Genomic DNA, 11,308 nt, shown 5'->3' with positions numbered 1-11,308 from the left:
ATGAATGTCTGTGGTGCGCGGGTGTAGCTCAGTCGGTTAGAGTGCCGGCCTGTCACGCCGGAGGTCGCGGGTTCGAGCCCCGTCACTCGCGCCATTTCATTTCCTGAAATGTCCCCTCACAATACTGATTAACGCGCCGTCGGCGCGCTTCGCCATTGGCGATCCAGGCGGCTGATTCCGGTCGTTTGTGGTGTGATTTTTCCTGCTTTTTTTAGTCAGGTTTCGATTTCTGAAAATCGTCACTTCGCTGTCTTTCTGACATAAAATTCGTGTGACTTTTTTGCGGTTGCGTCGTTCAATCGATTATTATTGTATTTGAGGGGCTTAGGTCGGAATTGTGGCCCAAATTTGCGTCAATTCTGGCAATATTGTTGCCAATCAATGCGGCAGGTGTCTTGAAATGGTGCCTAAACTCTTGCAGAGAGGGCGCGGCTGCGCTAACCACTTTGGCGTTGCAACATATTTGTCCGCTCTTTGAGACTTAAGGTCACAAAGGCAGGCCCGGCACCCGGCCGGGCAGGGAAGAGACCATGACTGAACTCCTCAGTTCCTACATTCCGATCGCAATCTTCATCGGTATCGCTCTCGTCATCGGCCTGGCGCTTCTCATCGCGCCTTTCGCGGTTGCCTACAAGGCGCCGGACCCGGAAAAGCTCTCTGCTTTCGAGTGCGGTTTCAACGCCTTCGACGATGCCCGCATGAAGTTCGATATCCGCTTTTACCTGGTGTCGATCCTCTTTATCATCTTCGATCTGGAAGTCGCCTTCCTGTTCCCATGGGCGGTGTCTTTCGGCGAGATGGGCTGGTTCGGTTTCTGGTCGATGATGGTGTTCCTCCTCGTCCTCACCATCGGCTTTATCTATGAGTGGAAGAAGGGAGCGCTGGAATGGGCATGAGCCAGAACAACACCACGCTCGTTGCGCCGCAGCCGAAGGGGATCATCGATCCCTCGACCGGCAAGCCGGTTGGCAGCAACGATGCCTACTTCACGGAAATCAACGACGAGCTGGCCGATAAGGGCTTTCTCGTCACCTCGACCGACGAACTGATCACCTGGGCCCGTACCGGCTCCCTGATGTGGATGCAGTTCGGTCTTGCCTGCTGCGCCGTCGAAGGCCTGATGCAGGCGTCCGGTCCGCGTTACGACATGGAGCGCTTCGGTGTCGCCCCGCGCGCTTCGCCGCGCCAGTCGGACGTGATGATCGTCGCCGGCACGCTGACCAACAAGATGGCTCCGGCGCTGCGCAAGGTCTATGACCAGATGCCTGAGCCGCGTTACGTCATCTCCATGGGCTCCTGCGCCAATGGCGGCGGTTATTACCATTATTCCTACGCCGTGGTGCGCGGCTGCGACCGCGTCGTGCCGGTGGATATCTACGTTCCGGGCTGTCCCCCCACGGCGGAGGCGCTGCTTTACGGCGTGCTTCTGCTGCAGAAGAAGATTCGTCGTACCGGTACGATCGAGCGCTAAGGGCAAAGGACGGATTAAGTAATGAGCGAAGCTCTCAACGATCTTGCTGCTTACGTTAAGGAAGCGCGCGGTTCCCTCTTGGTGTCGGCTGATATCGCCTATGGCGAGCTGACGCTGAACACGACGCCTGAAAGCGTGATCGCGCTTTTGACCTTCCTGCGTGACGACGTGCAGTGCGGTTTCGTCAACATCATCGATATCTGCGGTGTCGACTGGCCGCAGCGCGAAAAGCGTTTCGATGTCGTTTATCACCTGCTGTCGCCGCGCCAGAACCTGCGCGTGCGCGTCAAGCTGCAGGTGGCGGAAGACGAGGGCGTACCGTCTTCGACCTCCGTTTATATGGGTGCCGAATGGTTCGAGCGCGAAGCCTGGGACATGTATGGCATTCCGTTCGAAGGCCATAAGGATCTTCGCCGCATCCTCACCGACTACGGTTTCGAAGGCCACCCGCTGCGCAAGGATTTTCCGGTTACCGGCTTTGTGGAAGTGCGTTACGATGACGTTCTGAAACGGGTTCTTTATGAACCGGTCGAACTGAAGCAGGAATTCCGCAACTTCGATTTCCTCTCCCCCTGGGAAGGAACCGAATATGTTCTCCCGGGCGACGAAAAGGCCAAGCAATGAGCCAAGCCCCCGCGACAGAGCAGGCACAATGTCTTTGCGGCGCCGTCGGCCTCAAGGCCGTCATCGGTGCCCGCGAATTCGGCGCTTGCCATTGCTCCATGTGCCGCCGCTGGTCCGGCGGTGCGTTTCTGGCTGTGGAATGCGCTGATATCTCCGTCGAAAACGAAGAGAGCCTCGGCGTCTATTCCTCGTCGGAATGGGGTGAGCGCTGCTTCTGCAAGAATTGCGGCAGCACGCTGATGTGGCGCTCGAAGGACGGCAAGCATTTCGCCGTTTCGCTGCAGGCGTTCGACAACCCTTCCAGCTTCACGTTCGCGTCGCAGATTTTCACGGATGAGAAGCCTTCGAGCTATTCCTTCGCAGAAACCACGCAGAACATGACCGGCCCCGAATTCATCGCCATGATCACCTCGGCGGAGCACTAGAATGACTGAGCATAACGTCCGCAATTTCACGATCAACTTCGGTCCGGAACACCCGTCCGCGCACGGCGTGCTGCGTCTGGTTCTGGAACTGGACGGCGAAATCGTCGAACGCGTCGATCCGCATATCGGTCTCCTGCATCGCGGCACCGAAAAGCTGATCGAGACCAAGACCTATCTGCAGGCCGTTCCCTATTTCGATCGCCTCGACTACGTCGCGCCGATGAACCAGGAACACGCTTTCGCGCTCGCCGTCGAAAAGCTGCTGGGCCTTGAAATCCCGATGCGCGGCCAGCTGATCCGCGTTCTCTATTCGGAAATCGGCCGCATCCTGTCGCACATCATGAACGTGACGACGCAGGCCATGGACGTCGGCGCCATGACACCGCCTGTCTGGGGTTTCGAAGAGCGCGAAAAGCTGATGGTGTTCTATGAGCGCGCCTGCGGCGCCCGCATGCACTCGGCTTACGTTCGTCCGGGTGGCGTGCATCAGGACCTGCCGCCGGAACTGGTCGACGATATCGGCAAATGGTGCGACCCGTTCCTGACCGTTCTCGACAATATCGAAGGCCTTTTGACCGACAACCGCATCTACAAGCAGCGTAACGTCGATATTGGCGTCGTCTCGCTTGAGGACGCCTTCGCCTGGGGTTTCACGGGCGTGATGGTGCGTGGTTCGGGCGCTGCCTGGGATTTGCGCCGCGCGCAGCCCTATGAGTGCTATTCCGATCTCGAATTCGACATTCCCGTCGGCAAGAACGGCGACTGCTACGATCGTTACCTGATCCGCATGCAGGAAATGCGCGAATCCGTGAAGATCATGAAGCAGTGCGTCGATCTTCTGTCCGGCAAGCACCGCATCGGCCCGGTCTCCTCGCTGGACGGCAAGGTGGTTCCGCCCAAGCGCGGCGAGATGAAGCGCTCGATGGAAGCGCTGATCCACCACTTCAAGCTCTACACCGAAGGTTACCACGTTCCGGCCGGCGAAGTTTACGCCGCCGTCGAAGCGCCGAAGGGCGAGTTCGGCGTTTACGTGGTCGCTGATGGTTCCAACAAGCCCTATCGCTGCAAGATCCGCGCGCCGGGCTACGCACACCTGCAGGCCATGGATTTCCTGTGCAAGGGCCATCAGCTTGCTGACGTTACAGCCGTGCTCGGCTCCCTCGACATCGTGTTCGGGGAGGTCGACCGCTGATGCGTCTGCCGCTGGCCATACCGGCTTTTCTCGCAGCGATGTCTGCTCCCGCTCTCGCCCAGACGGCGACGGGCGAGGGTGGCGTATCGCTGTCGAGCGGCGGCTCTTCGACCATCAAGCAGCTTCTGTCGTCGGGATACGAGATCAAGGCCTCGGTTCCCAATGGCAGCAAGTTCATCGTGTTCATGCAGAAAGACAAGGCGGCTTACGCCTGCGAATTCGTCACGGTGGCGAGATCGCGTTGTGAGACGTTAAACTGAAAAGGCGTGAGGAAGTATGTCCGTTCGTCGACTAGCCGAAGATCAGTTCCAGCCCGTGGCATTTGCCTTCAATGCGGAAAACACCGCATGGGCGGAAAAGACGATCAAGAAATATCCCGAGGGACGCCAGCAATCGGCGGTCATCCCGCTGCTCATGCGTGCGCAGGAGCAGGACGGCTGGGTTACCCGCGCCGCCATCGAAAAGATCGCCGACATGCTGGATATGGCCTATATCCGCGTCATGGAAGTGGCGACCTTCTATACCCAGTTCCAGTTGAAGCCGGTTGGCACGCGCGCCCACGTTCAGGTCTGCGGCACCACGCCCTGCATGCTGCGCGGCTCGGAAGCGCTGATGGATGTCTGCCGCAAGAAGATCCACCACGATCCGCTGCACACCAATGAGAGCGGCACGCTGTCCTGGGAAGAAGTGGAATGTCAGGGCGCCTGCGTCAACGCGCCGATGGTCATCATCTTCAAGGATGCCTATGAGGATTTGACGCCCGAGCGTCTGGAAGAGATCATCGACACGTTCGAGGCAGGCAAGGGCGACACGGTCAAGACCGGCCCGCAGATCGACCGTCACCAGTCGGTCCCGGTCGGTGGCCTGACGACGCTGACGGAAGAGATCAAGCCGGATCGTTCCAATCTCGACAAGCCGGCCGAAGCGCCTGCGGATGCCGCACCGGTTCCGCCGTCCAACGCCGCCAAGCCGAAGACGGACGCCCCGGAAACCGATCCGAAGCTGAAGACACCTGCGACCGCGCCGAAAGCTGCCGAAGCGAATGTGAAGACCGCCGAAAAGGAAGCTTCGGGATCTGCGAAGCCGTCGCTCGATTCCAAGGATCGTCCGGCCGGCATCGAAAAGCCCGCAACGCCCGACGACCTGAAGCTCATTTCCGGCGTTGGTCCGAAGATTGAAGGCACGCTGCACGAACTCGGCATCTTCACCTTCGCGCAGGTCGCCGGCTGGAAAAAGGCCGAATGCGACTGGGTCGACGGTTATCTGAATTTCAAGGGCCGCATTGAACGCGATGAGTGGATCAAGCAGGCCGAGGCGCTCGCCAAGGGTGGCGAAGCCGAGTATATCAGGGTCTTCGGCAAGAAGCCGCGGTAAGAGGTGAAGCATGTTAAAAGATCAGGATCGCATCTTTACCAATCTCTACGGCCTCAAGGACAAGTCCCTGAAGGGCGTGAGAGCGCGCGGCCATTGGGACGGCACCAAGCAGATCATCGAAAAGGGCCGTGACTGGATCATCAACGAGATGAAGGCTTCCGGCCTTCGCGGTCGCGGTGGCGCCGGCTTCCCGACGGGTCTCAAATGGTCCTTCATGCCGAAGGAAAATGACGGCCGTCCGCATTATCTCGTCGTTAACGCCGACGAATCCGAACCCGGCACCTGCAAGGACCGCGAAATCCTGCGCAACGATCCGCATACGCTGATCGAAGGCTGCGTGATCGCCGGTTTCGCGATGGGCGCGCATACCGCCTATATCTACGTGCGCGGCGAATATATGCGTGAGCGTGAAGCGCTTCAGGCGGCCATCGACGAATGTTACGATGCCGGCCTGCTCGGCAAGAACAACAAGAACGGCTGGGATTTCGACATCTACGTCCATCACGGCGCGGGTGCCTATATCTGCGGCGAAGAGACGGCTCTGCTCGAAAGCCTCGAAGGCAAGAAGGGTCAGCCGCGCCTCAAGCCCCCGTTCCCGGCCAATATGGGTCTTTACGGCTGCCCGACGACCGTCAACAACGTTGAATCCATCGCCGTTGCGCCGACCATCCTGCGTCGCGGTGCGGCCTGGTTCTCGTCGATCGGCCGTCCGAACAATGTCGGCACCAAGCTGTTCATGGTGTCAGGCCATGTCGAGCGTCCCTGCACCTTCGAAGACGCGCTGGGCCTGTCCTTCCGCGAGCTGATCGAACACCATTGCGGTGGCATTCGCGGCGGCTGGGACAATCTGCTCGGCGTCATCCCCGGCGGCGCATCCTGCCCCATCGTGCGCGGTGAGGACATGAAGGACGCCATCATGGATTTCGACGGCATGCGCGAAGTGAAATCCTCTTTCGGCACTGGCGGCATGATCGTCATGGACAAGTCCACCGACGTCATCAAGGCGATTGCCCGCATCGCGGCCTTCTTCAAGCATGAAAGCTGCGGCCAGTGCACGCCGTGCCGCGAAGGCACCGGCTGGATGTGGCGCGTGCTGGAGCGCATGGTCAAGGGCAACGCCCAGAAGCGCGAAATCGACATGCTGTTTGAAGTAACGAAGCAGATCGAAGGCCACACCATCTGTGCGCTCGGCGACGCCGCCGCATGGCCGGTACAGGCGCTGATCCGCAATTTCCGTCCGGAAATCGAAAAGCGCATCGACCAATATACCTACAGGGCCATGGATGATGGCGCTGTTCTGGAAGCCGCTGAATAAGCAACAAGGCTTCAGGCGGAGCCGGAAATTTCCGGCCTCGCGACACCATGAAGCGTCTGGCAGACGATATCAGTGCCGGGCGCGATTAAGGATTTGTTGCGGACCGTGTGAGACATGGGACGAACAGGCAACAGGACGTAAGTAGAACCATGGCAAAGCTCAAGGTTGACGGTAAAGAGATCGAGGTTCCGGATCATTTCACGCTGTTGCAGGCGTGCGAAGAGGCGGGTGCTGAAGTTCCGCGCTTTTGTTTTCATGAGCGCTTGTCGGTCGCGGGTAACTGCCGCATGTGTCTCATCGAGGTGAAGGGCGGACCGCCCAAGCCCGCCGCCTCCTGCGCCATGGGCGTGCGCGACGTTCGCGGCGGCCCGAACGGCGAATTGCCTGAGGTTTTCACCAATACGCCGATGGTCAAGAAGGCCCGCGAAGGCGTGATGGAATTCCTGCTCATCAACCATCCGCTGGATTGCCCGATCTGCGACCAGGGCGGCGAATGCGACCTGCAGGACCAGGCCATGGCCTTCGGTATCGCCGGTTCGCGTTATGCGGAAAACAAGCGTGCGGTTGAAGACAAATATATCGGCCCGCTCGTCAAGACGGTCATGAACCGTTGCATCCACTGCACGCGCTGCGTCCGTTTCACCACGGAAGTGGCCGGCATTGCTGAACTTGGCCTTATCGGCCGCGGCGAAGATGCCGAAATCACCACCTATCTCGAGCAGGCGATGACCTCGGAGCTGCAGGGCAACGTTGTTGACCTCTGCCCGGTCGGCGCTCTTACCTCGAAGCCTTTCGCCTTCACCGCCCGCCCGTGGGAACTGAACAAGACCGAAACCATCGACGTGATGGACGCGCTCGGTTCGGCCATCCGCGTCGATACCCGTGGCCGTGAAGTCATGCGCGTCATGCCGCGTGTCAACGAGGCGATCAACGAAGAGTGGATTTCCGACAAGAGCCGCTTCATCTGGGATGGCCTGAAGACGCAGCGCCTTGACCGGCCTTACGTCCGCAAGGATGGCCGGCTGCAGCCCGCCACCTGGGGCGAAGCCTTCGGTGCGATCAAGCAGGCTGTTGCCGCAACATCCGGCAACAAGATCGGTGCGATCGCCGGCGATCTGTCTTCCGTTGAAGAAATGTTCGCGCTGAAGTCGCTTCTTGCCTCGCTCGGCTCGGCCAATGTCGACTGCCGTCAGGATGGCGCAGCGCTTGATCCGTCTTTGGGTCGCGCCAGCTACATCTTCAATTCCACCATTGAAGGCATCGAGCAGGCGGACGCATTGCTGATCGTTGGCGCTAACCCGCGTTTCGAAGCGGCTGTCCTCAACGCCCGCATCCGCAAGCGCTGGCGTCGTGGCGGTTTCCCGATCGGCGTGATCGGCGAAGCTGGCGAACTGCGCTACAATTATGAATATCTCGGCTCGGGTGCTGAAACGCTCTCCGATCTGGCCAACGGCTCGCACAGCTTCGTTGACAAGCTGAAGTCCGCCAAGAACCCGCTGATCATCATCGGTCAGGGCGCTCTTGCCCGCGCCGATGGTGCCGCCGTGCTCGCTGCTGCTGCAAAGCTTGCCGTTTCGGTTGGCGCTGTCAGCGAAGAGTGGAACGGTTTCTCCGTTCTGCACACTGCCGCTGCCCGCGTTGGCGGTCTCGATATCGGCTTCGTGCCGGGTGAGGGCGGTGTTGCCGCCGCTGAAATGGTCGCTTCCATGGATGTTCTGTTCCTGCTCGGCGCCGATGAACTCGATCTGTCGAACAAGGGCGCCAAGTTCACCGTTTATATCGGCAGCCATGGCGATCAGGGCGCGATGAACGCCGACGTCATCCTTCCGGGCGCGGCCTATACCGAAAAATCCGGTATCTGGGTCAACACCGAAGGCCGCGTGCAGGTGGGCAACCGCGCCGGTTTCGCACCGGGTGAAGCCCGCGAAGACTGGGCGATCCTGCGCGCGCTATCCGACGTTCTCGGCAAGAAGCTGCCATTCGATTCGCTGTCGGCCCTGCGTGGCCAGCTCTTCGTCGCGCATCCGCATCTGGCGGAAACCGACGAGATCGCAGCCGGTAACGGCAAGGATATCGAGGCTTTGGCCGGCAAGACCGGCTCGCTCAACAAGTCGGCGTTTGCCTCGCCGGTAAAAGACTTTTATTTGACGAACCCGATTGCGCGCGCCTCCGCCGTCATGGCCGAGTGTTCCGCATTGGCCCGCAACAATTTCAAGGCTGCGGCAGAGTAAGGGTAGGGGATTTATGGAACAGTTTTTCTGGAGCTACGTCTGGCCCGCGCTGATCATGGTCGGCCAGTCCCTGCTGCTTCTCGTTTGCCTTCTGGTGGCCATCGCCTTCCTGCTGCTTGCCGACCGCAAGGTCTGGGCGGCCGTGCAGCTGCGCCGTGGTCCGAACGTTGTTGGTCCCTTCGGTCTCTTCCAGTCCTTCGCCGACCTCTTGAAGTTCATCCTGAAGGAGCCCGTCATTCCGGCTGGCGCCAACAAGGCCGTCTTCCTTCTGGCGCCGCTGGTCGCCGTGACACTGGCGCTCGCCACTTACGCGGTCATTCCCTTCAATGAAGGCTGGGTGGTCGCCAACATCAATGTCGGCATTCTCTACATCTTCGCGATTTCCTCGCTTGAAGTGTACGGCATCATCATGGGCGGCTGGGCTTCGAACTCGAAGTACCCGTTCCTCGGCGCGCTGCGCTCCGCCGCGCAGATGGTGTCCTATGAAGTGTCGATCGGTCTCGTCATCGTCACCGTTCTGCTCTGCGTCGGCTCGCTTAACCTGACGGATATCGTGCTTGCCCAGAAGACCGGCCTCGGCACCATGCTCGGCCTGCCGGCCTCGTTCCTCGACTGGCACTGGCTGTCGCTGTTCCCGATGTTCATCGTGTTCTTCATTTCGGGCCTTGCCGAAACCAACCGTCCGCCCTTCGACCTTCCGGAAGCGGAATCGGAACTGGTCGCCGGTCACATGGTCGAATACGGTTCCACGCCTTACATGATGTTCATGCTCGGCGAATATGCTGCGATCGTGCTGATCTGCTGCCTGACGACGATCCTGTTCATGGGCGGCTGGTTGCCGATCGTGGATGTGTGGTTCCTGAACTGGGTTCCGGGCATCGTCTGGTTCGCGCTGAAGGGCTGCATGGTCTTCTTCATGATAGCGCTCACCAAGGCTTTCGTTCCGCGTTACCGTTATGACCAGCTCATGCGCCTTGGCTGGAAGGTGTTCCTGCCGCTGTCGCTCGCCATGGTCGTTATTGTTGCATTCGTATTGAAGCTGACGGGGTGGGCTGGTTGATGTCCGAACTCCTCGCTCAAAGATCTGGAGACTGAGATGGCAAGCCTCTCCCAAGCCGTCAATTCGCTGTTCCTCAAGGAGTTCGTCGGCGCGATCCTGCTGACGATGCGCCACTTCTTCAAACAGAAGGCAACGGTGAACTATCCTTTCGAAAAGGGCCCGGTCTCTCCGCGTTTCCGTGGTGAACATGCGCTGCGCCGTTATCCGAACGGTGAAGAACGCTGCATCGCCTGCAAGCTGTGTGAAGCGATCTGTCCCGCTCAGGCGATCACCATCGAAGCCGGCCCGCGCCGCAATGACGGCACCCGCCGCACGGTGCGTTACGATATCGACATGGTGAAGTGCATCTATTGCGGTTTCTGCCAGGAAGCCTGCCCGGTGGATGCCATCGTCGAAGGCCCGAATTTCGAATTCGCGACGGAGACCCGCGAGGAGCTTTATTTCGACAAGCAGAAGCTTCTCGACAATGGCGACCGCTGGGAGCGTGAAATCGCACGCAACCTCGCACTGGATGCACCTTACCGTTAAGGTGCAACCGTCTTTCCGGGGGCGACCCCGGAGAGCGATGAAAAGTAAAATGCCTGCGCGGTTTTCGCCGGCGGGGACGAAACGGGTGAGGGGCCTTCGAGCCATCTTTGCCCGATGAGGACAAGAAGGCACCAAGATGGGTCTGCACGCTGTATTCTTTTATATATTCGCTTTCGTCGCCGTGGCGTCTGCGTTCATGGTCATCGCATCGAAGAACCCTGTTCATTCGGTGCTGTTTCTGATCTTGACCTTCTTCAACGCAGCCGCGCTGTTCCTGCTGACGGGCGCCGAGTTCCTCGGCATGATCCTGCTGGTGGTTTATGTCGGCGCGGTGGCGGTGCTGTTCCTCTTCGTCGTCATGATGCTGGATGTGGATTTCGCCGAGCTTCGCTCGGGCGTGCTGCAATATGCGCCTGTCGGGGCGCTGATCGGTGTCATCCTGGCGGCCGAGCTGATCGTTGTGGTCGGCGGCAGCATGCTGAACCCGATTGCGGCCAAGTCCATCACCATGCCGATCCCGCCTGTCACCGAACGCACCAATACGGCCGCGCTCGGCGACGTGCTCTATACCAATTACGTCTACTTCTTCCAGCTCGCCGGTCTCGTGCTGCTGGTGGCCATGATCGGCGCCATCGTGCTGACGCTGCGTCATCGCACCGACATCAAGCGGCAGGATATCTCCACGCAGGTCGGCCGCGACCCGAAGACCGCCGTCACCACGGTCAAGGTCAAGCCGGGCCAGGGCATCTGAGGCGCGAACGGATCCAAGGAAACAGAACATGGAAATCGGTCTTTCCCACTACCTGACGGTCAGCGCCATCCTCTTTACGATCGGCGTCTTCGGTATCTTCCTCAACCGGAAGAACGTCATCGTCATCCTGATGTCGATCGAGCTTATCCTGCTTGCGGTCAACATCAACATGGTGGCCTTCTCGGCCTTCCTGAACGATATTGTCGGCCAGGTCTTCGCTTTGTTCATTCTGACTGTTGCAGCCGCCGAAGCGGCCATCGGTCTTGCAATACTCGTTGTCTTCTACCGCAACCGCGGATCGATCGCCGTCGAAGACGTCAATATGATGAAGGGCTGA

At 59.5% G+C, this 11,308-nt stretch carries 13 protein-coding genes and 1 tRNA gene; all 14 read left to right on the top strand.

Annotated elements, in window-relative coordinates; genetic code table 11:
• Positions 1-17 precede the first annotated feature (17 nt).
• Positions 18-94 (top strand) — tRNA-Asp (locus N434_RS19090).
• A gap of 436 nt (positions 95-530) precedes the next feature.
• Positions 531-896 (top strand): NADH-quinone oxidoreductase subunit A, encoded by a 366-nt coding sequence (locus N434_RS19085; RefSeq protein ID WP_003496469.1) that lies wholly within the window; start codon positions 531-533, stop codon positions 894-896.
• Positions 887-1,471: a NuoB/complex I 20 kDa subunit family protein gene (locus tag N434_RS19080; protein WP_003521524.1), complete on the top strand. Its 585-nt coding sequence runs from the start codon at positions 887-889 to the stop codon at positions 1,469-1,471. The genes N434_RS19085 and N434_RS19080 overlap by 10 nt, the downstream gene beginning before the upstream one ends.
• 21 nt (positions 1,472-1,492) lie before the next feature.
• Positions 1,493-2,095, top strand: coding sequence for an NADH-quinone oxidoreductase subunit C (locus tag N434_RS19075; protein WP_065115436.1), 603 nt, complete (start codon positions 1,493-1,495; stop codon positions 2,093-2,095).
• Positions 2,092-2,520 (top strand): GFA family protein, encoded by a 429-nt coding sequence (locus N434_RS19070; protein ID WP_110759877.1) that lies wholly within the window; start codon positions 2,092-2,094, stop codon positions 2,518-2,520. Before N434_RS19075 ends, N434_RS19070 begins: the two co-directional genes overlap by 4 nt.
• 1 nt (position 2,521) lies before the next feature.
• Positions 2,522-3,712 (top strand): NADH-quinone oxidoreductase subunit D, encoded by a 1,191-nt coding sequence (locus N434_RS19065; RefSeq protein WP_003496461.1) that lies wholly within the window; start codon positions 2,522-2,524, stop codon positions 3,710-3,712.
• Positions 3,712-3,972 (top strand): hypothetical protein, encoded by a 261-nt coding sequence (locus tag N434_RS19060; protein ID WP_065115438.1) that lies wholly within the window; start codon positions 3,712-3,714, stop codon positions 3,970-3,972. Before N434_RS19065 ends, N434_RS19060 begins: the two co-directional genes overlap by 1 nt.
• A gap of 16 nt (positions 3,973-3,988) precedes the next feature.
• Complete coding sequence (locus N434_RS19055; RefSeq protein WP_110759876.1) at positions 3,989-5,086, top strand: NADH-quinone oxidoreductase subunit E; 1,098 nt, start codon at positions 3,989-3,991, stop codon at positions 5,084-5,086.
• Positions 5,087-5,096: 10 nt separating this feature from the next.
• Positions 5,097-6,401: an NADH-quinone oxidoreductase subunit NuoF gene (gene nuoF / locus N434_RS19050; protein WP_020012329.1), complete on the top strand. Its 1,305-nt coding sequence runs from the start codon at positions 5,097-5,099 to the stop codon at positions 6,399-6,401.
• A gap of 149 nt (positions 6,402-6,550) precedes the next feature.
• Entirely contained in the window at positions 6,551-8,632 is a 2,082-nt protein-coding gene (gene nuoG, locus N434_RS19045) for an NADH-quinone oxidoreductase subunit NuoG (RefSeq protein ID WP_110759875.1), read from the top strand.
• Positions 8,633-8,645: 13 nt separating this feature from the next.
• A complete protein-coding gene (gene nuoH, locus N434_RS19040) occupies positions 8,646-9,692 on the top strand; it encodes an NADH-quinone oxidoreductase subunit NuoH (RefSeq protein WP_003496451.1) in 1,047 nt (348 codons plus the stop codon).
• Positions 9,693-9,728: 36 nt separating this feature from the next.
• Entirely contained in the window at positions 9,729-10,220 is a 492-nt protein-coding gene (nuoI, locus tag N434_RS19035; RefSeq protein ID WP_003496449.1) for an NADH-quinone oxidoreductase subunit NuoI, read from the top strand.
• Between the two features lie 136 nt (positions 10,221-10,356).
• Positions 10,357-10,971, top strand: coding sequence for an NADH-quinone oxidoreductase subunit J (locus N434_RS19030; protein WP_003521517.1), 615 nt, complete (start codon positions 10,357-10,359; stop codon positions 10,969-10,971).
• 28 nt (positions 10,972-10,999) lie between these two features.
• Complete coding sequence (gene nuoK, locus N434_RS19025) at positions 11,000-11,308, top strand: NADH-quinone oxidoreductase subunit NuoK (protein ID WP_003521516.1); 309 nt, start codon at positions 11,000-11,002, stop codon at positions 11,306-11,308.

The sequence above is a fragment of the Rhizobium sp. UGM030330-04 genome (genome assembly GCF_003208455.1).
In the GTDB taxonomy this organism is placed as follows: Bacteria; Pseudomonadota; Alphaproteobacteria; order Rhizobiales; family Rhizobiaceae; genus Agrobacterium; species Agrobacterium rhizogenes_A.
Note: the sequence above shows the minus strand (reverse complement) of the source record. Positions and strands in the feature narration are given on the sequence as shown.

Coding starts and splice junctions, on each gene's coding strand:
- N434_RS19060 (WP_065115438.1), top strand. CDS start 3,712: ATGCGTCTGCCGCTGGCCATACCGGCTTTTCTCGCAGCGATGTCTGCT.
- N434_RS19065 (WP_003496461.1), top strand. CDS start 2,522: ATGACTGAGCATAACGTCCGCAATTTCACGATCAACTTCGGTCCGGAA.
- nuoI (WP_003496449.1), top strand. CDS start 9,729: ATGGCAAGCCTCTCCCAAGCCGTCAATTCGCTGTTCCTCAAGGAGTTC.
- N434_RS19085 (WP_003496469.1), top strand. CDS start 531: ATGACTGAACTCCTCAGTTCCTACATTCCGATCGCAATCTTCATCGGT.
- nuoF (WP_020012329.1), top strand. CDS start 5,097: ATGTTAAAAGATCAGGATCGCATCTTTACCAATCTCTACGGCCTCAAG.
- nuoK (WP_003521516.1), top strand. CDS start 11,000: ATGGAAATCGGTCTTTCCCACTACCTGACGGTCAGCGCCATCCTCTTT.
- N434_RS19070 (WP_110759877.1), top strand. CDS start 2,092: ATGAGCCAAGCCCCCGCGACAGAGCAGGCACAATGTCTTTGCGGCGCC.
- N434_RS19080 (WP_003521524.1), top strand. CDS start 887: ATGGGCATGAGCCAGAACAACACCACGCTCGTTGCGCCGCAGCCGAAG.
- nuoG (WP_110759875.1), top strand. CDS start 6,551: ATGGCAAAGCTCAAGGTTGACGGTAAAGAGATCGAGGTTCCGGATCAT.
- N434_RS19030 (WP_003521517.1), top strand. CDS start 10,357: ATGGGTCTGCACGCTGTATTCTTTTATATATTCGCTTTCGTCGCCGTG.
- N434_RS19055 (WP_110759876.1), top strand. CDS start 3,989: ATGTCCGTTCGTCGACTAGCCGAAGATCAGTTCCAGCCCGTGGCATTT.
- nuoH (WP_003496451.1), top strand. CDS start 8,646: ATGGAACAGTTTTTCTGGAGCTACGTCTGGCCCGCGCTGATCATGGTC.
- N434_RS19075 (WP_065115436.1), top strand. CDS start 1,493: ATGAGCGAAGCTCTCAACGATCTTGCTGCTTACGTTAAGGAAGCGCGC.